We start from the raw sequence: 22,967 nt of genomic DNA, 5'->3' as shown, positions 1-22,967 counted from the left end.
GGTTTTTCTGCTTCCGGTTGTTTCTCTTCATTTTTAATTTGTTCAAGTTTATCTTGTTCAAATAAAAGTTGTACATCATGCATTTGCTTATAATTTCTTGATGCCATTTCGATAAATACTTTTGTATTTAGTTTTTTAGATAAATCGTTTACTTCAAACTCTACTACTCTTGTATCTTTTTCCTTATCCTCACTCACTACTTTTGCATCAACAAATGCGCCATCTTTTTCCGTTTGGAAATTTTTAATTAATGAGCTACTTTTTAGTGTTATAATTGCTTTTTTCTTACCGTTTTCTACTTTTAATACTCCTGGATTTACCATGTAACTATTCATCTTAGATTCTTCATCTGTTTGATCTTTTAACACTTTAAATGGAATGCTGTACGCACCATCTGTAATTGTGTTAGAATTTGGTTGTTGATCTGGGTCAGGCTTTTGGTCGGGCTTCTGACCTGGATCGGTAGTTTCATTTGGATCTGGCTTATTAGCTGGGTCCTCTTTTTCATTTGGTTTTTCTACATGAATTGGTGTAATGCTATTTTGATCAAATGCAATACGAACGTCGTACTCATGATGATAATTTAAAAAATCAATATCTACTTTTACTTTTGCATTTAATACCTTCTCTACATCTTCTACATCAAATTCTACTACTCTTGTATCTTTTTCTTTATCTTCACTAATTACATTTGTCGCAACTAGCTTACCTGCTTTTTCTGTTTCAAATTTCGTAATCCATGAACTATTTGTTAATGTAAAGGATACTTTCTTTTTCCCATCCTTCACTTTTAAAGTTCCCGGACTTACTGAATATTGATTCATCATCGATTCTTCATCTGATGTATCTTTTAAAACTTTGAAGCCAATTGAATATTCACCGTCAGCCAACTTGGTAGCTGCTTGAACTGCAAGTGGTTGTAATGTTGATACGAATGTAAATATCATTAAAAACATAGCAACAATAATTTTTGTATACCTGTTCAATGGAACGACTCTCCCTTTTGAAAATTATTTAATACTGTTCCCATCAAATACAAAGCGAATATCATACGAAGCATTATAATTAATAATTGGAATATTAATTTTCACCTTGCCATTTAGTTTTTTTGACAAGTCAGCAACTTCAAATTCTACAACTCTAGTATTATCTTTTTTGTTTTCACTTAACACGGTTGTTTCTACAAATTGACCATCTTTTTCTACTTGGAAACTTTTAATAGAAGCACTATCTTTCACTTTAAATGAAACATATTGTTTTCCATTTTTAACTGTTAATGTTGCTGGGCTTTCAAAATAACTATTCATTCTAGACGATTCATCTTTATCGCCTTTCCATACAGTAAAAGCAATATTATATTTTCCATCAGCTAGTTTTGTAGCAGCCTTTGCATCTTGTAAACCTAGTGTTGCGATAAATGTAAATAAAACAGCAAATACGGCAATAATCATTTTAAATTGTTTAAACATATATTCATCACCCTTCAAAAGATTTATTTACTCAATTTCACTTTACGAATTAAGAAAGCACCTGAAATAAGAATTAACGCTGCAAACAATCCAATACGTGCTTCATCGCCTGTTTTTGGGTTATCTGTTTTTTCAGCTTTTCCATTTTCATTTTTTGTTTCTTTATTCACTTCTTTAGCTGTTTCCTTACTCTCTACTTTTGTTTTTTCTTCTTTTACTTGTGTATCTGTTTTCGCTTGATCATTATTTTTTGTTGTAGCAGCTACGCCATTATCGCCACCTACAGCTTTTACATTTGCATCAAAAGCAAAACGAATTGTGTAGTGGTGGTCATAGTTTGCACTTGGTACAACAACATGAATTTTTACAGCTGCCGGTTTGGATAAATCATCTACTTTAAACTCTACTGTTCTTTTATCTGCCGATTCATCTTTATTAACAACTTTCGCATCAACAAAATTTCCGTTCTCTGGTGCTTTAAATTCTGTAATCCAAGCACTATGATTCATCGGAACTTGTACTCTCATCTCACCGTTTTTCACTATTAATTTTGCCGGCTTTTCAAAATAGTCATTTGCCATTGAAGCTGAATCATTTTCCGCTTTTTGAATTACATAATTAATATCGTAAGTACCATCAGCTAGTTTTGCTGAAGCATTCCCGTATGGCATTACAAGAAAAGCTAGCATACATACGAACGTTATAATAAAAGCGGGTAATACAGAAACCTTTTTCATTTTTTTTGTTTCCTCCTTGGTTATCTTTCATTTCACTTTTTATGAAAATGATAATTATTCTCAATTAATAAGAAAAAAATAATCTCTTCTACCTATTATTTAATTAGCATTCTTTTATGTAACATAAGCGTTATTGATTATCATTCTCATTTAATATTAAAAATAATATCTCACCCTATTCCTTATACGAAGGCATAGAAACTGAGAAAAAATTATTAAACGTATTTATTGATTATCATTCTCAATGTAGGTCAAAAAAAATAAACTTTCTCTTCTCCTCTTCTCTCACCTCTTCCCATAACAACACTATAGTTATAGAAACCCCGTTTCCCTCACTTCCCTTCCAATATTTCCACAACTAAGTCAATCTTAGCCTACTCATAAATTTTTTGTCAACTATATTACGTATAAAATTTTTAATATCTAAATTTCTCTATATGCGGCTTTTTTTACAAAAAAAGAGACTTTCTATTATAGAAAGCCTCTTTTCTCTATTTTTCTACAGCAATTTCCTGCTTTTGAAACTTAGAAACTATATAACCAATTCCTATACCGATTATGCCTGGAACTAACCAACCAATTCCTACACTATATAATGGAATCTTATCTAAAATAGGTGCTAGCGCTGCAATTTGAAGGTTTGCATTGTGTAACCCATCAAAGAAACTTATTGCAAATGCTCCTACAATCCCGCCCACATACATTGCTAATGGAAGACGAACGTAGTTTTCAACAAGTGATAATACGATAAGTACGATTCCAATTGGATAAATTGCGATTAAGATTGGTAATGCTAATGCATTTAACTGAGTTAACCCAAGGTTTGCTACCATAAATGCTAATACACAGAAAATGAAAACGACTTTTTGATAAGAAAGCTTTGGTAATAAAGAAGAGAAGTAATCACCACAAGCTGCAACAATACCTACAGAAGTTGTTAAACATGCTGCTGTAATTGCGATCCCTAGTAATAAAGTTCCGTAGCTACCAAATAAATGATTCACGACATTTGTTAAAATAATTCCTCCGTTTGCGCCCATTCCAAGTGACACACTAGAAGCTCCAAGATAAGCAAGTGCTAAATACACAAGTAGTAGACCAAGCGCTGCAATAAATCCTGCAAAGATTGTTACTTTTGCAATACTGTTTTTATTTGTAATGCCTTTTTCTTTTAACGCATGAATTACAACATTTCCGAATACCAGTGCTGCAAGTCCATCTAAAGTTAAATATCCATCAATAAATCCTTTAAAGAGAGGAGCACTATACGCTTCTGTCGGTGCACCAAATTCTCCAATTGGTGTAATAAGTGCTTTACCTACGATAATTGCAATAACAGCTAATAGTATTGGAGTTAGCACTTTACCAATACGACCCACTAATTTCGAAGGATTTAAAGCTAAATAGAAAGTGACTGCAAAAAAAATAAGTGTAAAGATAACAAGTGGATATGACTGACCAGCTATCTCACTTGGTAAAAACGGTGCAACACTCATCTCATAAGCTACTGTTCCTGTACGCGGCACACTTACGAATACGCCTAAACATAAATAAATTGCAGTGATAAAAACAAGTGCGAATATAGGATGTACACGTCCTGCTAGCTCATTAATATCTCCCTTTAAAGCTATAACAATTACTCCTAATAAAGGTAGTCCAACGCCTGTTACGATAAAACCAAACAACGCAATCCATACGTCTGTTCCAGCGCCTTGTCCTAATGCTGGTGGAAAAATCATATTACCCGCACCAAAAAACAGTGCAAATAACATTAAACTTATTGCAAACATCTCTGAAAACTTTAAAGATGATTTCATTTCTACTAACCTCCTAAAATAATAAATTAACAAAATATTCTGAATTAAAATCCGTCACATATCCTCTTTCAAGCATACTTCCCCGTAAAAGAACGCAAAAAACACCCGTCCCTAATAAAGGGACGAGTGTTGAAATCGTGGTTCCACCCTTATTCTAATAAAATGAATTTATAACGAAATAAGCTCATTTTATAGCTCGTGTAAATTGATAACGGTTTTATCCGCCAAGAATTACAATGCATCATGTATGCAGTTCACTCTTGAAGTTTAGAGGTGGTAAGCTTGTCTTTTCGTATTAGGAAGCTCACAGCCTAAGGCTTCCCTCTCTGAGAATCGTAAAATACAACTCATGTCCTCATCATTACTTTTATAAAATATCTTGTCGAAACTTGTTGTTTTTTATTATATGGGCTATTTTTTAAAAAATCAATAGTTTTATTTTTTCTGACAAAAAAATATAGGGAGAAAATTTTTCCTCCCTATAACTGCCCTATTAAAATTTCTAACTCTTCAGCTGTAACGCTCCGCCACTTTCCAACTTCAAGCTCATTTAGCTCTATATTCATAATGCGTACTCGCTTTAGCTTTATTACAGTAAATCCGAAAGCACGACTCATTCTACGAATTTGCCTGTTCATTCCTTGCGTTAAAACGATACGAAATGTTGATTGATCGACTCTTGTCACTTTGCACGGCTTCGTCATTCCATCTTTAATCTTTACACCGCGGGACATCTCATCAATAAACCAGTCCGTAAAAGGTTTATCGACTGTGACAACATATTCTTTCTCGTGCTCATGATCACCATGTAAAATTTGATTCGCAATGCCGCCGTCATTCGTTAATAAGATAAGTCCTTCTGATGCTTTATCTAATCGCCCAACTGGAAAGATTCGCTCTGGGTAATTGATATAATCAATAATATTATCTTCAATATGATCGGCTGCTGTACAAGTAATTCCGACTGGTTTATGAAATGCGATATACACTTTTTCTTTCTCTTCTTTTACAATAACTTGCCCATCAATCGTTACCCTATCACCATCGCTTACGAGTGCACCGTGCGTACATATTTCGCCGTTAATAGCCACGCGTCCAGCTTTAATGAGACGATCTGTTTCACGTCTGGAGCATAATTTTGCTTCGCTTATGTATTGGTTGATTTTCATGTTCTATTCCTTTTCACATATATTAAAAGCGTCAATCTATGGCAATATCATTCTGCCACGATTGACGCTTTTTCACTTCGCAAAAACAACTAAATAAATAACCCCAATCACCAAAAATATTCCACAACAAGCTAACAATACTTTTGCAAGTTTGTCCATAAACATATAATGGTTTCCCCTTTGTTTCGTTGTTTTCTATTTTAATTCGACAACTGTTACGCCTAGGCCTCCCTCGCCCATGTCACCGTAACGGAAGGTTTTTACACCGCGATGCTTCTTCAAGTAATCTTGTACACCTTGGCGAAGTGCTCCTGTCCCTTTACCGTGAATGATTGATACGCGAGGATAGCTTGCAAGCTGGGCATCGTCTAAGTATTTCTCAACGCGCGCCATTGCATTTTCAAATCGTTCACCACGAAGATCAAGTTCTAATGAAACGTGATAGTCTCTACCTTTTACCGTTGCAACTGCTTTTTTCTCTGTTTGCTTCGGTGTGTTAATGTATTCCATATTAGATTCTTTCACTTTCATCTTCAGAATACCGATTTGTACGCTCCACTCTGTATCGCTTACTTTTTCAAGTAGTTGACCTTTTTGACCGAACGTTAATACTTTCACTTCATCACCTGCACGTAACTGTTGTTTCGGTGCAGTATTTTTCACATTTACTTTTTGTTTCTTAACAAGCTCTGGCGCTGCGCCTTCTAGACGACTCTTCGCTTCAATTAGCTCGTGGTCTTTCACATTTGCAAGCTGTGCTTTACGCAATTGACGAAGTTCTTGAATAATGCCTTCTGCTTCTTTCTTTGCAGCTTCGACTTTTTCTTCTCCTTCTTTTTGCGCTTTTAATAATCGTTCATCACGATCTTCGTTAAATTCAATAATTTGACGTTGTAATTCACGATGCAGTTTTTCAGATTGTTTGCGAAGCGCTTCTGCTTCGTTCCAGTCACGCTCTGCGTTCTTCTGGCTTTCTTCTAACTTCGCAATCATATTTTCAATTTTATTCGTATCTGTACTAATGTGATTGCGTGCTTGCTCAATAACGCGATCAGATAATCCAAGACGTTTCGAAATTTCAAAGGCATTACTACGGCCTGGTACACCGATTAATAATTTATAAGTTGGACTTAATGTATTTACATCAAACTCAACACTCGCATTAATAACTTGCTCACGGTTATATCCGTATGCTTTTAATTCTGGATAATGCGTCGTTGCAACAACGCGAGCACCGCGATTACATACTTCATCTAAAATTGAAATGGCAAGTGCAGCCCCTTCCTGTGGGTCTGTTCCAGCACCTAATTCATCGAATAAAACTAAGCTTTCAAAATCAGCTTTTTCTAAAATATCAACGATGTTCACCATATGTGAGGAGAACGTACTTAAACTCTGTTCAATCGATTGCTCATCACCGATATCAGCAAAGATATTTTTGAATACACAAATCTCTGACTCATCCATTACTGGAATGTGAAGGCCAGATTGCGCCATTAACACACAAATACCAACTGTTTTCAGCGTAACTGTTTTACCACCTGTATTCGGTCCTGTAATAACAATTGTCGTGAAATCTTTACCTAACATAATGTTATTTGGCACGATTATTTCTGGATCGATAAGCGGATGGCGTGCTTGTCTTAAGTCCATGTAACGCTCGTTATTTACAATCGGCTTTGTCGCTTTAATTCGCTTCGCATAAAAAGCTTTCGCAAAGATGAAATCAAGATTTGCAACTACTTCTACGTTTGATAAAACGATATCCGCTTCTACTGCCACTTCTTCTGTTAACATTAATAAGATGCGTTCGATTTCTTGTTTTTCTTTCACACGTGCTTCTTGCAGTGCATTATTTAATTCTACAATGACTTGTGGCTCAATAAATAACGTTTGTCCAGAAGCCGATTGATCGTGAACAATACCACCATATACGCCGCGATATTCTTGTTTTACTGGGATTACGTAACGTTCGTTACGAATCGTTACAATCGAATCAGACAGCATCTTTTGCGCGTTTGAAGAGCGCGTCATATTTTCTAACTTTTCACGAATACGACTTTCCGCAGTACGAATTTGAGTACGAATACCACGCAGTTTATCACTTGCGCTATCGACTACTTCACCGCCGTCACCGATGCAATTTGTAATTTTCTTTTCTAAATCATATAAAGATACAATTTGAGCGACGTGAGTTTCTAAAATCGGAAGCTCGACACCGTTATCAGCCATATCTTCAATGAAGCGTTTCATATTACGACTACCATACATCGTATTTGCAATATCAAGTAATTCATTTGGACTTAACATACTCCCAATTTTTGCACGCTTCACATTTGAGCGAATATCCGTAATACCACCTAATGGTGCACTACCTTTTAAACGAATAACTTTCGCTGCTTCATCCGTTGTATCTTGCATTTCTACAATTTCTTCAAAATCAGTGCTCGGCACTAAATGCTTCACTTTGTCACGACCAAGTGAAGATGCTGTATGTTCAAGTAATTGTTCTTTTACTTTATTGTATTCTAATACACGCAACGTTCTTTCTAACATGTTGCAGGTCCCCCTTGTATTACTTATTACGTTTAATATAGTCTAATAAACGTTCAATATCCCACGTGTTAATCACGTTATCTTTTTGAATCCAACCTTTACGTGCTGCTGCTACACCTGTTTCCATATCTTCTAACATTTCAAGCGTATGAGCATCCGTATTAATCGCTACTTTCACACCAGCATCTTGTGCTTGTTTTAATAATTTCGCGCTTAAATCTAGACGGTTCGGATTCGCATTTAATTCTAAAACTGTATTTGTCTCTTTTGCTAGTTCGATTAATAAATCTGTATCTACATCATAACCCTCACGACGCCCGAGAAGACGTCCTGTAGGATGGGCAATCATTGTGACATGTTTATTCTCAAGTGCAGTACGTAGACGCTTCATAATCGTTTCACGGTCTTGTGAGAAGCTAGAGTGAATCGCTCCAATGACATAATCTAATTCTGCTAATACTTCATCATCAAAATCAAGCGAGGCATCTGGTAAAATGTCCATTTCAATTCCGCGTAAAATTGTAATGTCTGGATACTTTTCATTCATACGTTCAATTTCTTTCGCTTGCTCACGAAGACGCTCTTTCGTTAAACCGTTCGCCACTTTTAAGTATTGCGAGTGATCAGTAATCGCCATAAACTTATATCCACGAGCACGGCACGCTTGTACCATTTCTTCAATAGAAAAAGCACCGTCACTCCAAGTTGTATGCATATGTAAATCACCTTGTATATCGGAAAACTGAATTAAGTTCGGATACTCTTTAATTAATTCAATTTCTTTTCCATCTTCACGCACTTCTGGCGGAATAAATGGCAAACCGAAATGAGCAAAGAAGTCTTCTTCAGTCTCAAATGTTTTCACTTCACCTGTTTCCAAGTTCTCTACACCGTACTCACTAATTTTCTCGCCTTTATCTTTTGCGATTTGACGCATTTTTACGTTATGATCTTTTGATCCTGTGAAATGGTGAAGAGTTGTAATAAACTCTTCTGGTTTTACTAAACGGAAATCAATTGAAATATCATATTCATATTGAAGACGGACAGAAACTTTCGTATCTCCACTTGCTATTACTTCAATCATATTATCAAATTGTAGTAAATGCTCACGTACCGCTGCTGGTTCTGTCGTTGCAATGATAAAATCTAAATCTTTCACTGTTTCACGAACACGGCGCAAACTACCAGCGCGAGAGAAACGAATTACTTCAGCAATATTCGACAATTTCTCCTCTATTTCCCCGGCAATAGGCAATACCATCGCAATTGGTAAACGCTCTGGACGAGAGCCTACTTGATCGATTGCTTCTAATATTTTCTCTTCTGTCTTCTTACCGAAACCAGCTAAAGCTTGTACTTTATTTTCCTCACAAGCAGCTTTTAACGTCTCCATATCAATAACGCCTAGCTCTTTATATAACTTAGCCACCTTTTTACCACCAAGACCTGGTAGTTTTAATAACGGCAATAAGCTACTTGGTACTTCTTTTTCAAGTTCTTGTAATACTTCAGATGTTCCCGATTCTATATATTCTTGTATAACGGCTGCTGTTCCTTTTCCGATTCCTGGAATCTTTGTGAAATCTTCAATTTCAGAAAGACTACGATCGTCACTTTCTAATGCTGCTGCCGCTTTACGAAATGCAGATATTTTAAATGGATTCGCACCCTTTAGTTCCATAAAAAGCCCGATTGTCTCTAATAATTTGATCACTTGTTTTTTATTTACTTTCATCATTGCCCCGCCTTTCTTTCATAGAAAAAAACTTCTCTTTCCGAAAAAAGAGAAGTTATACTCTGCTACCTGTCTGCCATAGTTCCTTCACCTTTTCAGATAGAATCGGTGTATCGTCTACAATTATTTTGCTAATTGATGATTTTTGTAATGGTGTTTGTACTTGTTCAATCGGAAGAATATTTCCAATGATAATTAAGACAAACAAAATAATATATACTTCTAAAAATCCGAGGATTGCCCCCGCAAACGCATTTACTTGCTTTAAAACCGGTATTTCTGCAAACATATTTAACAAATTACCAAGTAATGAAAGTGCAATTTTAGTGATAATAAACAATATGATAAACGCAAGCGCTTGATAAAATACTGTCTCAATATTATTTGCATCAATCCATTCTGGAACAGATACGTTTTTATCAAATGGATACGGAATAAATTTCGCAAGTGCTGGCGCTAAATCTTTACAGTACCAGTATGCAACAAGGTATGCGATAATAAAGCTTGTTAACTTTACAAGTTGCAGAATAAACCCTCTGCGTAAGCCGAGGAAAAATCCCATAACAAGCAGTAAAATGATAATAATATCAATCATGTTATTCCATTCCTTTTTTTGTCATACTTTCTTTCAATTTCTCATGTTCTTCTTTTAATTTTATGTAATCGTGTATGACGTTTACCGCCGTCAATACCGCTAGTCTACTCGTGTCAAGCGAAGGATTCTTGGCATTGAGTTCGCGCATTTTATCATCCACAATCGCTGCTACCATGCGGATATGACTTGTACTTTCATCGCCAACAACTGAATATTGCTGACCATAGATTTCTACATTAATTCGACTTTTCTTTCCCTTTTGTTGTGACAACTCACCGGCCTCCAATCACGTACAGAATCCTAAAGTTTATCATACCATGAACCTTCATAATATGGAAACAGAAAGAACAATCCGATATGATAAAAATAACAATATAAAAAAAGGGGCGACCATTATGTCAAATTCTATCGTAATTCAAACAAATTCTACAGTAATTGAAGACATGAAACAACAATATAAACATTCGCTTAGCCCGAAAACTCCGCAAGGCGGGATCTTCATGGCAAAGGTACCATCTTGCACGATTACAGCGTATAAATCTGGAAAAGTAATGTTCCAAGGAGGCCGCGCTGAAGCAGAAGCTTCTCGTTGGCAAACTGTCTCTCAAACACCGAAAACAGCTGCAAAAAAATCTGTTGATTCACACCGTTATGCACCGCCTGCTTCCATCGGTACAATGTCTATTGTAGGGTCTGATGAAGTTGGTACTGGTGATTTCTTCGGACCGATGACAGTCGTTGCTGTATATGTGGATGCAAAGCAAATTCCACTACTAAAAGAACTTGGTGTAAAAGACTCTAAAAACTTAAATGACGATCAAATTACTGCCATTGCGAAACAACTTCTACACGTTGTTCCTTATAGCTCTCTTGTCCTTCATAACGAAAAATATAACGAGCTATTTGATAAAGGAAACAACCAAGGTAAGTTAAAAGCTTTACTACACAATAAAGCTATTACAAACTTATTAGCTAAAATGGCACCTACAAAACCTGAAGGCGTCTTAATCGATCAATTCACACAACCTGATACATACTATAAATATTTAGCAAAACAAAAACAGGTACAGCGTGAAAATGTTTACTTCGCTACGAAAGGTGAAAGTGTTCATTTAGCTGTTGCCGCCGCTTCCATTTTAGCTCGCTACTCATTCGTAAAACAGTTTGACGAACTAAGTAAAAAAGCTGGTATGCCACTTCCAAAAGGTGCTGGTAAACAAGTTGATATCGCTGCTGCTAAATTAATTCAAAAGCTTGGTAAAGAACGATTACCTGAGTTTGTGAAACTGCATTTCGCTAATACGGAGAAGGCGCTTCGCTTATTAAGATAGTATCGACAAAAACAGGAGCCTACAAACTCCTGTTTTTTGTTTCATGTGTTCTCGATTCAATGTAATTGCATTTACTATTTTCCTCTTCTAACTATATCGCTAAATTAACTCATTTTTAGTAATTCCCCTATAAAAAAGGAGAGCCGCCAAGACTCTCCCTTTTTTATATTAGCTTCGTTTCTGCTTCTTATTTGATGAAGATACTTTATGAGAACCCGTTTCATGTGTTGTTGTCCCTTGTCCTTCCACTTCTGGAGAACCTAGGATTGATCTTGAATGGTCTTTTTTCACTTTTTTACTCATTGCACTCACCCCCAAGGTTACTTTTTACTTAAGGGTAAAAAACTATTCAACATAATAATCTGAACATATACTCGCTACTCTTTTACTCTCGTGTTTGGTTTTCGCTTATGTCCCATAGCCGCTTTGCTGCATCCTTATCCAAGGCAGCTTCAGACATTTCCCCTACTTGTTTATCGGCATAGTAATAACCACTCTGATTAGTAAATCCAGTTGATTCTGCTAGCCATACTAAAGTTTCAGCACCTTTCTCCGGCGTACGGGAGAAAGGTTTCATTGCTGCCATAGTTAAGTGAGCAGCTAGACCATTATCCTGGTTAAAATTTGTATTCACTAGCCCCGGGTCAAAGCTATAAGCACTAACACCCGTTCCCTCCAACCGCTGTGCCAATTCAGAGGTGAATAAAATGTTAGCTAGTTTTGTTTGTGCATAACGCATTGTAGGACCGCCCATGAACTTCTTAATACCGCGATACAGTTGTTCTGCATCTAGATCATCGAAATCAATTCCCTTTTTAGCCATTTTATGACCGTGAGATGCAGTGGTAATGACGCGAGCAGGAGCACTTTCTTTTAAACGCTCCAACAACAAATCTGTAAGTAAGAATGGACCTAAATGGTTTACCGCCCAGGTCATCTCCAAACCGTCCTCTGTAATTTGTCTTGTTTGAAATAAAGCACCCGCATTATTTACTAATATATCAATTCTCGGACATCTTTCTAAAATATCGGTAGCTACCTGGCGTATAGATTGTTGGGAAGACATATCAGCGAAAAATATATCTACCACTGCATTCCCATCCGTTATATTTTCAAGTTGAGTCATAACATCATTCGCTTTTGCTTCATTACGTGCAATGATTCCTAGCTTAGCACCGCTTTTTGCAAACATCTTAGCTGCCGCTAATCCAATACCACTTGTTGCACCAGTGATTACTATATACTTGTCACGCAATGTCCACTTTGTATGACTTGGAATTTCCCCCATTGTATAAAAACCCCTTCCCTATATAAATGTCGCATTCGTTTTACTTATATATGAAGTGGGAATTGAACTATGAACAACATCTTTTCTAGTCGTGAAATACTTTATAAAGTTCAGGTTGCAATTACAACCTTTCTCAATAAAAAAAGCGAGAGCAGTTGCTCTCGCTTTTTTTATATCTTAAAACTCAGAAGAACCTGGAGTTCTTGGGAATGGAATTACGTCACGGATGTTAGCCATGCCAGTGATGTACATTAGGAAGCGCTCGAAACCTAGACCGAATCCAGCGTGTTTTGTACCGCCGTATTTTCTAAGTTCTAAGTACCACCAGTAGTCCTCTTCGTTCATACCTAATTCTTTAATTCTGTCTACTAAAACGTCCATTCTTTCTTCACGTTGACTTCCGCCGATTAATTCGCCGATGCCAGGAACTAGAAGGTCAGTAGCAGCTACTGTTTTACCGTCTTCATTCAAACGCATGTAGAATGCTTTAATGTCTTTCGGATAGTCAGTTACGAATACAGGGCGTTTGAAGATTTCTTCTGATAAGTATCTTTCGTGCTCTGTTTGTAAGTCAATTCCCCATTCTACTGGGTATTTGAAGTCAGCACCTGATTCTTGAAGTACTTTAATTGCTTCTGTATAAGTGATGCGACCGAAGTCTGAGTTAATTACGTTGTTCATGCGCTCAAGAACTGTTTTATCAACGAAGCTGTTGAAGAATTCCATTTCTTCTGGTGCATGCTCTAATACGTATTTCATTGCATATTTCAGCATATCTTCTGTAAGGTTCATTACATCCCCTAGTTCCGCGAATGCAATCTCAGGCTCAACCATCCAGAACTCAGCAGCGTGGCGAGTTGTGTTTGAGTTTTCTGCACGGAATGTAGGTCCGAATGTGTATACATCACGGAATGCTAATGCATAAGCTTCAGCGTTCAGCTGTCCACTTACTGTTAGGTTTGTTTCTTTACCGAAGAAGTCTTTTGACTCATCAACTTTTCCGTCTTCACCTTTTGGTAGGTTATTTAAATCTTGCGTTGTTACGCGGAACATTTCGCCAGCACCTTCTGTATCACTACCAGTGATGATAGGTGTATGAACATGTACGAATCCACGCTCTTGGAAGAATTGGTGAATCGCAAATGCTGCGATAGAACGTACGCGGAACGTTGCAGAGAATGCATTTGTTCTTGGACGTAAGTGAGCGATTGTACGTAAGTATTCAAATGTATGACGTTTCTTTTGAAGTGGGTAATCAGAATCTGATAAGCCCTCGATATCAATTTTTTCTGCTTTAATTTCAAATGGTTGCTTCGCTCCAGGCGTTGCAATTACTTTACCTTCTACTTTAACTGAAGAGCTAAGTGGAAGTTTTGCAATTTCTTTGAAGTTCTCTAATTCTGTATCGAAAACGATTTGAACGCTTTTGAAGAAGCTACCGTCGTTTAATTCGATGAAACCAAATGCTTTTGAATCACGTAAGTTACGAATCCACCCTGATACTTGTACTGTTTGATCTGCATACTTTTCTGTATCTCTATACAGACTTTTTACTAATGTGTTTTCCATAGTGAAATTCTCCTTTGCTCATATATTTAAATACAAAAAAACCTTTCATCCATAAAGGGACGAAAGGTTAAACTTCGCGGTACCACCCAATTTGTCATAAAGACCAACTTTAACTCGTATGTAATACATACTTCCCGGTTTGTAACAGGCCGGATTCCCGTCTAAGTCTACTCTTGAATACGAGATTCAATTTCGGTTAGCAACTCCAAGGTGTTCTTCACATATACCGCCTCATCAGGCTCTCACCGTCCCTGACTCGCTTTGGATTATAGTATATACTACTTTTCCTTATCATCGTCTTTCATTTTGTTAAACTAAAATTAATGTACTACATTCGAGAGAAAGATGCAAGATGTCGGAAAATATATCAGTATTTTTCTTTTTTCAACAACATATATTTAAACGATTTCCATGAGAGATTAATTCCCTACTGTATTATCCTAATTTCCTTTTAATAATTCTTTCATCTTCATTTTTGTATCTTCCTCTATACGTGGCTGATAAATTGTAAGCTTTAATTCAGGTGCATCATAAACCTGGAGTGTAACATGATCCATGACCAACGTCCCTATGGCAGGATGTAAAAGTACTTTCCGACCAATAGGTGTTCCTTGCACTTCATGATTTGACCACCACATACGAAATTCGCTACTTCTTTCCGTAAGTTCCTCAATCACATTTTTAAACCACTCATCCCCAATAAATTGTGTATATGTAGCTCGGAACTGTGCAATTAAACGTTGTGCATGATTTTCCCAGTTTTCAAATAGTTTACGGTATTCTTTTGATGTAAAACAACGCCAAACCGCATTTCGATTTCTCTCATCCATTTCACCAAAATCACCAAATACAACACTAGCAGCCTTATTCCAATGAACAATGTTAAATTTTTCATCAATTACATAAGCAGGACAAAATTGTAATTGATCTAGTAACCCCTCTAAAACCCCATTTATATGTCCAGCAATCGGCTTCCTTATTTGAGAAGGTAGTGAAAGATTTGCCAATAAAATCAAATGATTTCTTTCTTCTCCCTCCAACCGAAACACACGAGAAATTGACTCTATAACTTCTTGAGAAACTTGGATATCACGCCCTTGTTCTAACCATGTATACCATGTCAATCCAATTCCAGTTAATTGTGCAACTTCTTCCCGTCTTAATCCTTTTGTTTTTCTTCGCTGACCAATTGGTAAATTAAATTGCTCAGGAGTCAACCTAGCTCGGCGGCTTTTCAAAAAATCTGCTAGTTCCTTCCTTCTATCTGCATCGCTTAACATATAATATTCCCCTTTATTAGTGGTAGTTTTTATACCAGTATAAATACACTCCTATTTTCATTATAAACCTACCTTTATCTTAATGAGTAAAGGAGGTGAATTTTATGATAATAAAAAATATAGAAACACATTCTTTTGAACTAACACAGCGATTTGTTTTATTTATGGCGGTAATATGTGGTTTTACAGTAGCAAACGTGTATATAAATCAAACCCTTTTAGTAAGCATAGCCCATACTTTTCATGTTTCAGAAACTAGAATCGGTATTGTTGCTACCGTAACCCAAGTCGGATATGCATTAGGAAATCTTTTCATAGTTCCTTTAGGGGATATACTTGAGAGAAAAAAATTAATTTTAATTTTATTGTCTCTCATTTGTATTAACTTAGCTTTAGCCGCTTTCTCAACAGATATGACTTGGCTAATTGCAGCTAATTTTATTCTTGGATTTGTTACAATCATCCCCCAGATTGTAATCCCTTTCGTCTCTCAATACGCCACTGATCAAAATAGAGGTCAAATTTTAGGAAATGTATCTATCGGTCTAGTTTGCGGCATTTTAGGAGCTCGATTAATTAGCGGATTAATTGATATTCACTTCGGATGGCGAACTGTTTATGGGATTTTTTTCATAAGTACTTTCATTCTTATGTTATTAGTGAAAATGTATTTCCCTAAAGGAGATCAGACTCATCACATGCAATATAAAAAGCTTCTCTTTTCTTTCATTCCACTCTTGTTGCAAGAGAAAATGTTACGAAAGGCTTGTTTAAGTCAAGGGATGGTATTTGGAGCTTTCAGTGTTTTTTGGACTACACTTATTTTCTTATTAACTACACATCCTTATCATTACGGAAGCTCTACTGTTGGATTAATCGGTTTAGTAGGAATAGTAGGAGCATTTGCAACACCTATTATCGGGCGCATTATAGATAAAAAAGGAGCCATTTTTGCAAACGCTTTATGTACGTCTATTTCATTTTTTTCTTTTTTACTATTTTTGTTTTCAGGGTACTGGTTACCAGGACTCATTGTAGGGGCTCTTTTACTTACAGCTGGCACTCAAGCAAATCAAGTAGCTTGTCAAGCACACCTTTTCCAATTACATCCTGAGAAACGAAGTAGTTTGAACGGCATATACATGGTGGCAACATTTCTCGGTGGGTCTATAGGCTCTTACTTCGGACTGCTCGTCTGGAGCAAATGGCAGTGGACCGGAGTATGTATTCTTGGAATTTCCATGATAAGTATTACACTAATCTCATTTATAAAAATGCCCAATTATACTAGAAGGGAAGATGTATGTAATGAAAGAAACTAGTGTGAATTATGAAAAAGGGATGGGAATTTTAGCAAAAATCTCTCCTGAACATTACCAAAACATCGTAAATAACCTTGCAGATTCTGTTGCACCTGATTTAGGAACATTAGCTGTAGAATTTAACTACGGTCAAATTTTTGCCAGACCAGGTCTTGACTTGAAATCTCGATTACTTGCGACCGTTGCTGGATTAACAGCTTTAGGGAATACTGAACAACTGAAATTTTATATAAACGGAGCTTTAAACGTCGGATGGACAGAAGAAGAAATCATTGAAGTAATGATGCAAATGATTATATATGCCGGATTTCCTGTAGCATTAAACACCATTTTAACGGTTGCTACCGAAGTATTTACAGAACGAAAAACAGATACAATGTAATTAAAAATAAAAAGGTTGAGTCCCCTTCAATGGGTACTCAACCTTTTTATTTTTAAATTACTTACGTAACTCCGCACCAAATTTCTCTTCTACCGCTGTTAATACACGGTTATGTGCTTCTGTTACTTCTTCGTCTGTTAACGTACGCTCTGCATCGAAGTAGTTCATAGAGAATGCAAGTGATTTCTTGCCTTCTTCCATTTTTTCACCTTCGTATAAGTCAAATAGTGTTACATCTTTCAGAAGTTCTCCACCAGCTTCAGCAATAACTTGCTTCATTTCGCCAGCTTTTGTTTCTTTCGTTACGACAACAGCCATATCACGTGTCATAGATGGGAAACGTGGAATCGCTGAGTAGTAAGTTTCTTCTGCGTCTGCACCGAATACTTTTACAAGAGATAGTTCGAATACGAATGTATTTTTCACATCTAATTGTTTTTCTGCTTCTGGGTGCAATTGACCGATGAAACCAATTACTTCGCCATCTAATACGATGTCAGCTGTACGACCTGGGTGCATACCTCCACGTTTTGCTGGTGCATATGTGATTTGATTTACAACGCCAAGTACGTCGAATAGTCCTTCTAGTACACCTTTCACAACGAAGAAGTCTACTACTTTCTTCTCACCTTGCCATGCATGGTGAAGAGCAAGACCTGTCATAACACCTGCAAGATGTTGTTCTTCTTTCGGAAGTTCTCCTTCTTCTGTCGGTAAGAAGATAGAACCTACTTCGTATAAAGCAACGCTGTCGTTTTTACGAGCGACATTGTATGAAACTGCTTCTAGTAATTGCGGTACTAAGCTTAAACGAAGTTGGCTACGTTCTTCACTCATTGGAAGTGCAAGACCTACAGGCGCCTTTTCGTTTGGCTCAACCATATATTGTTTCGCTTTATCAGCGCTTGTTAATGAATATGTGATTGCTTCATATAAACCAGCACCCTCTAAGAAGCGGCGTACTTTACGACGTTTCGTTTGTGCTGATGTTAATTTACCACGAGTCATCGTTCCAGAAGGTAATGTAACTGGAATGTGGTCATAACCGTATAGACGGCCCACTTCTTCTACTAAGTCTTCTGAAATTGTAATATCAGGACGACGTGCTGGTACATTCACGTGGAATGTTCCTTCTACTTCTGTGAATGGGAATTTCAAGTTTGTGAACATTGTACCCATTTCACTCGCAGAAATATTTGTACCTAATACACGGTTTACTTTTTCAGCAGTAACAGATACTGTACGCTCTTGTACTTGTAAGTTGTCAGCTTCTACTACACCTTCAAGTGCTTCACCGCCAGCATATTTCGCCATTAAAGCAGCTGCGTGTTGAATTGCTTCAAATGTACGTGTTGGGTCGATTCCTTTTTCGAAACGTGCACTTGATTCACTACGAAGACCTAAGTCTTTTGATGTACGACGTACTGTTTGACCTGCAAAGTATGCAGACTCAATTAGAACGTTTACTGTCTCATTTGTAACTTCAGAATCCGCCCCGCCCATTACACCAGCAACAGCTAAAGCTTTCGTGCCGTTTGTAATTACAAGGTGGTGGCTTTGTAATGTACGCTCTTGATCATCTAACGTTTCAATTTTTTCGCCTTCTTTTGCAAGACGAACAACGATTTCTTTTGAACCTAATTTATCGTAATCGAATGCATGTAACGGTTGACCGTATTCCATTAAAATGTAGTTTGTAATATCAACTACGTTGCTAATTGGACGAATGCCAGCTGCCATAAGACGAGTTTGCATCCACATTGGTGATGGACCAATCTTTACGTTTTTAACCATTTTCGCAATGTATAATGGGTTTTCTTCTTTCGCTTCTACACTTACAGAAATATAATCAGAAGTTTTTTCTGCTGTTTCTTGTAAGTCGATAGCTGGAAGTTTTACTTCGCGGCCATAAATAGCAGCTACTTCGTAAGCAACACCTAACATGTTTAAGCAATCTGCACGGTTTGGTGTTAAGCCAAGCTCAAGTACTTCATCGTGTAAGTTTAAAATTTCAAGTGCATCTGCACCAACTTCAGCGTCACTTGGGAAGATGAAGATACCATCTGCGTATTCTTTTGAAACTAACTTTCCATCAATACCAAGCTCTTGAAGAGCACAAACCATACCGTGAGAAGCTTCACCGCGTAGTTTTGCTTTTTTGATTTTGAAGTTACCAGGAAGTACAGCTCCAACTTTTGCAACTGGTACTTTTAAACCTTTTGCAATGTTAGCAGCTCCACAAATAATTTGAACTGGCTCTTCTTCACCGATATCGATTAAGCATTTGCTTAATTTATCAGCTTCTGGGTGTTTTTCACATTCTAATACGTGACCAACTACAACACCTTTTACACCTTTATTTAATACTTCAACGCCTTCTACTTCAATACCACTTTTCGTGATTTTGTCTGCTAGTTCTTGTGCTGTTACATCTTTAATATCTACATACTCTTGTAACCAACGATATGATACGAACATACTTATCCTCTCCTTCCCTTACGCTCGTTTGAATTGTTGTAAGAAACGTACATCATTTGTATAGAAATGACGAATGTCATCTACTCCGTATTTCAACATTGCGATACGCTCTGCGCCCATACCGAATGCGAAGCCTTGATATTCTTTTGAATCATAACCAGCCATTTCAAGTACGTTCGGGTGAACCATACCTGCGCCTAGAATTTCAATCCAGCCAGTTCCTTTACAAGTGCCGCAACCTTTGCCATGACACATCATACAAGAAATATCCATCTCTACAGATGGCTCTGTGAATGGGAAGAAACTTGGACGAAGACGGATTTCACGATCTTCACCGAACATCTTTTTCACGAATACTTGCAGTGTACCTTTTAAGTCACTCATACGAATGTTTTTATCAATTACAAGACCTTCAATTTGCATGAACTGATGTGAATGCGTCGCATCGTCGTCATCACGGCGATACACTTTACCAGGACAAATAATTTTAATTGGGCCTTTTTCTTTATTATTTTCCATCGTACGTGCTTGCACAGAAGATGTATGTGTACGTAGTAACGTTTCTTCTGTGATGTAGAATGTATCTTGCATATCACGCGCTGGGTGATCTTTCGGTAAGTTTAGTGCTTCGAAGTTGTAGTAGTCTTTTTCTACTTCTGTTCCTTCAGCTACTTCATAACCCATACCGATGAATACATCTTCAATTTGCTCAACAACAGCTGTTAACGGATGGTGACAACCTGTTTCAACAGGACGACCTGGCAATGTAACATCAATTGTTTCAGTAGCTAATTTCGCTTCAATTACTGCTTTTTCTAAGTTACTAATTTTGTCGTCTAGACGCGTTTGAATCGCTTCACGTACTTCATTTACTAATGCTCCCATACGTGGACGCTCTTCTGCTGATAATTTTCCCATGCCGCGTAATACTTCTGTAATTGGGCCTTTTTTTCCTAAATACGCTACGCGTACGTCGTTTAAGCCCTTTAGCTCTTTCGCTTCTTCAATAAGCTCTAACGCTTTTTGCTTTAGCTCTTTTAAACGTGCTTCCATTTTGGAACCCTCCTAATTTTAAAAATAAAAAAACCTCGCTCCCAAAAAGGGACGAGGTAAATTCGCGGTACCACCCTAAATTGACAGAACAAGTCTGCCCACTCATTAGTTATAACGATCAATTCTGACCGGAACGCCTTTACATATACATGGTCCTGGCGTCAACTCCAGAGGTGAATTCACTTCCGTCTACCATAAGAATGCTTTCAGTCTACGGCACTCTCTCCCTATATGGCGATTTTGTAAGCTACTCTTCTCTATCAACGTTTTTCGTTATTTAACTTTTAATATAATGTACTTCAACTTATTATAAGAAGTTTTTTATTTGTTCGCAACCGGGCTTTGCAAATAATACGTTAAAATCCCTGCTGCAACCGCAACATTTAATGATTCTGCCCCGCCGTAAATCGGAATATACAAGTTTTGATCCGTTTTTGCAAGAATTTCTTGGCGTACGCCATTTCCTTCATTTCCTACAATTAATGCAAAACTGCCAGCCGGCGTTACTTCACCATACGGAACTCCATTTTCAAGAGCTGTTCCATATACAGGAACGTTATTTTCTTTTAACTTGTCTACCCATTCTTCTAAGTTCCCTTTTACAATTGGTAAGTGGAAAATAGAGCCTTGTGTAGAGCGGAGTACTTTACTATTGTAAACATCAACACAACCTTCTCCAAGCACAACGGCGTGAATACCAGCTGCATCAGCTGTACGAATAATTGTTCCTAAATTACCTGGGTCTTGCAGGCCATCTAATAAAAGGAATTTCCCATCAGTAAGAGCTACTTCTTTCTCATGCTTCTCACAAACAGCAAATACACCTTGCGTCGTTTCTGTTTCACGAAGTATTTTTACAATCGCCTCAGGTACGATGTACATTTCCACATCATTAACTGTCCAATCTTTCGGAAGGTCTGTCTGATCTGAAACGATAAGTTCTGTTACAATTCCTGTCTTCAAAGCTTCCTCGACTAAGTGGAATCCTTCTACAAAAAATAAACCTTTTTTATCGCGTTCTTTTTTCGTTTGCAGCTTTTTCCACTGCTTTACACGCGGATTTTGTACTGAATCAATGTTTTTCATAATATGTATTTCCCTCTCTTCTTGTCTTATCATTATAGCCTATTTTTCATACATATTTACATAAAAAAGAACAAAAACTAACGTCAGTTTCAATTCTGAAGAAGAGGTGAAAGCAATGAGTTTTAATTTACGCGGTGCCGTATTAGCGAATGTATCTGGAAATTCACAAGATCAATTACAAGAAACAATCGTCGATGCAATTCAAAGCGGTGAAGAAAAAATGCTTCCAGGTCTTGGCGTTTTATTTGAAGTCATTTGGAAAAACGCTGATGAAAATGAAAAGCACGAAATGTTAGAAACACTAGAGCAAGGATTAAAAAAATAAGCAATTTGAAAATCACCTTTGCATAAGCTAAGGTGATTTTTTTGCAGAAAAATTTTTTCTTCTCCTAAACATTTCTACTTTACTAACGAACTATGATGGAGTACAATGTTCAAAATACATTTAAACCGATCGATTTTTCTTCATATACACCATAAGATAAAAGGAGTGAATGTTTTATGCACCGTATTACGCTTGAACAAATTTTTAAACACCACATTACACAAAAATACGTAAACCGTTCTGGAATGGTCCACGCGATCGCTGTCGCTTACCATGCGTTTCACCTAGCCAAAAAGCATCACGCCTCAGTCGATGCTGCCACAAAAGCTGGCTTCCTTCATGATATCGGACATCATACGTGGTACACAGGCGGCGAATGGGATTATGACTTATATAAAAAGAATGATATCCATGCAATTAAAGGCGCTGAAAGAGCACATAAATTACTTATTAGATTAGGAGAACATCCAAAACTAGCAAAAGAAATTTCTATTGCAATTCTTCTTCATACAGATTCTTTCTTAGTGGAACAAGAAATTGAAAGAACATCTCTTCAAAATATTATTAAATGGGCAGACGAAGCAGATGAAGAACCGGGCGGAGCGCATCATTATCGAACAATTTCTTATGAAAAAGCACTTAAAGCAATTCAGCAATTAGATCGATTGGTAGAGCGTGAATTGCAAATAGAGCAAGCAAAATTGAATAACAAGACAGAACATAGTTATCAATGAGAAAGAGGCATCACTACAGGGTGATACCTCTTTTATTA

At 37.0% G+C, this 22,967-nt stretch carries 21 protein-coding genes and 3 other annotated features; of the genes, 5 read left to right on the top strand and 16 right to left on the bottom strand.

Annotated elements, in window-relative coordinates:
• The 9 genes from MR107_RS04310 to zapA all read right to left on the bottom strand — a co-directional run.
• Positions 1-986, bottom strand: a 986-nt coding sequence (locus tag MR107_RS04310) for an NEAT domain-containing protein (protein ID WP_242292079.1), incomplete at its 3' end; no start/stop codon positions are given.
• Positions 987-1,010: 24 nt separating this feature from the next.
• The gene (locus MR107_RS04305; RefSeq protein WP_000476164.1) at positions 1,011-1,469 is read right to left on the bottom strand and encodes an NEAT domain-containing protein; all 459 of its coding nucleotides are present in this window, start codon (positions 1,467-1,469) and stop codon (positions 1,011-1,013) included.
• Between the two features lie 23 nt (positions 1,470-1,492).
• Positions 1,493-2,206 (bottom strand): heme uptake protein IsdC, encoded by a 714-nt coding sequence (isdC, locus tag MR107_RS04300; RefSeq protein ID WP_048656156.1) that lies wholly within the window; start codon positions 2,204-2,206, stop codon positions 1,493-1,495.
• A 491-nt stretch (positions 2,207-2,697) separates the two neighbouring features.
• The gene (gene brnQ6 / locus MR107_RS04295) at positions 2,698-4,023 is read right to left on the bottom strand and encodes a branched-chain amino acid transport system II carrier protein BrnQ6 (protein ID WP_242292078.1); all 1,326 of its coding nucleotides are present in this window, start codon (positions 4,021-4,023) and stop codon (positions 2,698-2,700) included.
• A gap of 115 nt (positions 4,024-4,138) precedes the next feature.
• Positions 4,139-4,394, bottom strand: a binding site (T-box leader).
• 108 nt (positions 4,395-4,502) lie between these two features.
• Positions 4,503-5,192: a 23S rRNA pseudouridine(2604) synthase RluF gene (locus MR107_RS04290; RefSeq protein WP_000700716.1), complete on the bottom strand. Its 690-nt coding sequence runs from the start codon at positions 5,190-5,192 to the stop codon at positions 4,503-4,505.
• A gap of 195 nt (positions 5,193-5,387) precedes the next feature.
• Positions 5,388-7,748 (bottom strand): endonuclease MutS2, encoded by a 2,361-nt coding sequence (locus tag MR107_RS04285; protein WP_000893715.1) that lies wholly within the window; start codon positions 7,746-7,748, stop codon positions 5,388-5,390.
• Positions 7,749-7,767: 19 nt separating this feature from the next.
• Complete coding sequence (gene polX / locus MR107_RS04280) at positions 7,768-9,486, bottom strand: DNA polymerase/3'-5' exonuclease PolX (protein WP_000867515.1); 1,719 nt, start codon at positions 9,484-9,486, stop codon at positions 7,768-7,770.
• 55 nt (positions 9,487-9,541) lie between these two features.
• Positions 9,542-10,081, bottom strand: coding sequence for a CvpA family protein (locus tag MR107_RS04275; RefSeq protein WP_000565409.1), 540 nt, complete (start codon positions 10,079-10,081; stop codon positions 9,542-9,544).
• Between the two features lies 1 nt (position 10,082).
• On the bottom strand, positions 10,083-10,352 hold the full coding sequence (gene zapA / locus MR107_RS04270) for a cell division protein ZapA (RefSeq protein ID WP_000082701.1): 270 nt from the start codon (positions 10,350-10,352) through the stop codon (positions 10,083-10,085).
• A 124-nt stretch (positions 10,353-10,476) separates the two neighbouring features.
• Between zapA and rnhC the strand changes: the two genes are divergently transcribed.
• Positions 10,477-11,412 carry a ribonuclease HIII gene (rnhC, locus tag MR107_RS04265; RefSeq protein WP_000071587.1) on the top strand — a complete coding sequence of 312 codons (936 nt, stop codon included), beginning with the start codon at positions 10,477-10,479 and terminating at the stop codon, positions 11,410-11,412.
• Positions 11,413-11,580: 168 nt separating this feature from the next.
• Here rnhC and MR107_RS04260 read toward each other — a convergent pair whose 3' ends face one another.
• The 4 genes from MR107_RS04260 to MR107_RS04245 form a co-directional block, all read right to left on the bottom strand.
• Complete coding sequence (locus MR107_RS04260) at positions 11,581-11,715, bottom strand: YuzL family protein (RefSeq protein ID WP_000039591.1); 135 nt, start codon at positions 11,713-11,715, stop codon at positions 11,581-11,583.
• 82 nt (positions 11,716-11,797) lie between these two features.
• Entirely contained in the window at positions 11,798-12,700 is a 903-nt protein-coding gene (locus tag MR107_RS04255; protein ID WP_242292077.1) for an SDR family NAD(P)-dependent oxidoreductase, read from the bottom strand.
• 177 nt (positions 12,701-12,877) lie between these two features.
• Positions 12,878-14,269 carry an asparagine--tRNA ligase gene (gene asnS, locus MR107_RS04250; protein WP_000432177.1) on the bottom strand — a complete coding sequence of 464 codons (1,392 nt, stop codon included), beginning with the start codon at positions 14,267-14,269 and terminating at the stop codon, positions 12,878-12,880.
• A gap of 52 nt (positions 14,270-14,321) precedes the next feature.
• Positions 14,322-14,573, bottom strand: a binding site (T-box leader).
• A 136-nt stretch (positions 14,574-14,709) separates the two neighbouring features.
• Positions 14,710-15,549, bottom strand: coding sequence for a helix-turn-helix transcriptional regulator (locus tag MR107_RS04245; protein ID WP_173602388.1), 840 nt, complete (start codon positions 15,547-15,549; stop codon positions 14,710-14,712).
• 104 nt (positions 15,550-15,653) lie between these two features.
• On the opposite strand from MR107_RS04245, the gene MR107_RS04240 reads away from it, so the two are divergent.
• Positions 15,654-16,871 (top strand): MFS transporter, encoded by a 1,218-nt coding sequence (locus MR107_RS04240; protein ID WP_173602387.1) that lies wholly within the window; start codon positions 15,654-15,656, stop codon positions 16,869-16,871.
• Positions 16,858-17,253 (top strand): carboxymuconolactone decarboxylase family protein, encoded by a 396-nt coding sequence (locus MR107_RS04235; protein ID WP_078187115.1) that lies wholly within the window; start codon positions 16,858-16,860, stop codon positions 17,251-17,253. The genes MR107_RS04240 and MR107_RS04235 overlap by 14 nt, the downstream gene beginning before the upstream one ends.
• A gap of 57 nt (positions 17,254-17,310) precedes the next feature.
• On the opposite strand, the gene pheT is transcribed toward MR107_RS04235, so the two are convergent.
• From pheT to MR107_RS04220, 3 genes are all read right to left on the bottom strand, one after another.
• Positions 17,311-19,731: a phenylalanine--tRNA ligase subunit beta gene (gene pheT, locus MR107_RS04230; protein WP_242292076.1), complete on the bottom strand. Its 2,421-nt coding sequence runs from the start codon at positions 19,729-19,731 to the stop codon at positions 17,311-17,313.
• Between the two features lie 18 nt (positions 19,732-19,749).
• A complete protein-coding gene (gene pheS, locus MR107_RS04225) occupies positions 19,750-20,784 on the bottom strand; it encodes a phenylalanine--tRNA ligase subunit alpha (RefSeq protein WP_000388219.1) in 1,035 nt (344 codons plus the stop codon).
• 44 nt (positions 20,785-20,828) lie between these two features.
• Positions 20,829-21,057, bottom strand: a binding site (T-box leader).
• Between the two features lie 48 nt (positions 21,058-21,105).
• Positions 21,106-21,903, bottom strand: coding sequence for a TrmH family RNA methyltransferase (locus tag MR107_RS04220; RefSeq protein ID WP_002026395.1), 798 nt, complete (start codon positions 21,901-21,903; stop codon positions 21,106-21,108).
• An 82-nt stretch (positions 21,904-21,985) separates the two neighbouring features.
• Between MR107_RS04220 and sspI the strand changes: the two genes are divergently transcribed.
• On the top strand, positions 21,986-22,195 hold the full coding sequence (gene sspI, locus MR107_RS04215; protein ID WP_000009509.1) for a small acid-soluble spore protein SspI: 210 nt from the start codon (positions 21,986-21,988) through the stop codon (positions 22,193-22,195).
• A gap of 176 nt (positions 22,196-22,371) precedes the next feature.
• Positions 22,372-22,929 carry an HD domain-containing protein gene (locus MR107_RS04210; protein WP_000554786.1) on the top strand — a complete coding sequence of 186 codons (558 nt, stop codon included), beginning with the start codon at positions 22,372-22,374 and terminating at the stop codon, positions 22,927-22,929.
• Positions 22,930-22,967 lie beyond the last annotated feature (38 nt).

The organism is Bacillus cereus group sp. BfR-BA-01441, assembly GCF_022663075.1.
GTDB classification, from domain to species: domain Bacteria; phylum Bacillota; class Bacilli; order Bacillales; family Bacillaceae_G; genus Bacillus_A; species Bacillus_A cereus.
This window is presented reverse-complemented; position numbering and strand designations above follow the sequence as displayed.

Bases quoted from the DNA above. Each gene is read 5' to 3' on its own strand.
- brnQ6 (WP_242292078.1), bottom strand. From the start codon at position 4,023: ATGAAATCATCTTTAAAGTTTTCAGAGATGTTTGCAATAAGTTTAATG.
- MR107_RS04240 (WP_173602387.1), top strand. From the start codon at position 15,654: ATGATAATAAAAAATATAGAAACACATTCTTTTGAACTAACACAGCGA.
- polX (WP_000867515.1), bottom strand. From the start codon at position 9,486: ATGAAAGTAAATAAAAAACAAGTGATCAAATTATTAGAGACAATCGGG.
- MR107_RS04290 (WP_000700716.1), bottom strand. From the start codon at position 5,192: ATGAAAATCAACCAATACATAAGCGAAGCAAAATTATGCTCCAGACGT.
- MR107_RS04260 (WP_000039591.1), bottom strand. From the start codon at position 11,715: ATGAGTAAAAAAGTGAAAAAAGACCATTCAAGATCAATCCTAGGTTCT.
- pheS (WP_000388219.1), bottom strand. From the start codon at position 20,784: ATGGAAGCACGTTTAAAAGAGCTAAAGCAAAAAGCGTTAGAGCTTATT.
- MR107_RS04235 (WP_078187115.1), top strand. From the start codon at position 16,858: ATGAAAGAAACTAGTGTGAATTATGAAAAAGGGATGGGAATTTTAGCA.
- pheT (WP_242292076.1), bottom strand. From the start codon at position 19,731: ATGTTCGTATCATATCGTTGGTTACAAGAGTATGTAGATATTAAAGAT.
- isdC (WP_048656156.1), bottom strand. From the start codon at position 2,206: ATGAAAAAGGTTTCTGTATTACCCGCTTTTATTATAACGTTCGTATGT.
- asnS (WP_000432177.1), bottom strand. From the start codon at position 14,269: ATGGAAAACACATTAGTAAAAAGTCTGTATAGAGATACAGAAAAGTAT.
- MR107_RS04220 (WP_002026395.1), bottom strand. From the start codon at position 21,903: ATGATAAGACAAGAAGAGAGGGAAATACATATTATGAAAAACATTGAT.
- MR107_RS04305 (WP_000476164.1), bottom strand. From the start codon at position 1,469: ATGTTTAAACAATTTAAAATGATTATTGCCGTATTTGCTGTTTTATTT.
- rnhC (WP_000071587.1), top strand. From the start codon at position 10,477: ATGTCAAATTCTATCGTAATTCAAACAAATTCTACAGTAATTGAAGAC.
- sspI (WP_000009509.1), top strand. From the start codon at position 21,986: ATGAGTTTTAATTTACGCGGTGCCGTATTAGCGAATGTATCTGGAAAT.
- MR107_RS04255 (WP_242292077.1), bottom strand. From the start codon at position 12,700: ATGGGGGAAATTCCAAGTCATACAAAGTGGACATTGCGTGACAAGTAT.
- MR107_RS04210 (WP_000554786.1), top strand. From the start codon at position 22,372: ATGCACCGTATTACGCTTGAACAAATTTTTAAACACCACATTACACAA.
- MR107_RS04275 (WP_000565409.1), bottom strand. From the start codon at position 10,081: ATGATTGATATTATTATCATTTTACTGCTTGTTATGGGATTTTTCCTC.
- MR107_RS04245 (WP_173602388.1), bottom strand. From the start codon at position 15,549: ATGTTAAGCGATGCAGATAGAAGGAAGGAACTAGCAGATTTTTTGAAA.
- MR107_RS04285 (WP_000893715.1), bottom strand. From the start codon at position 7,748: ATGTTAGAAAGAACGTTGCGTGTATTAGAATACAATAAAGTAAAAGAA.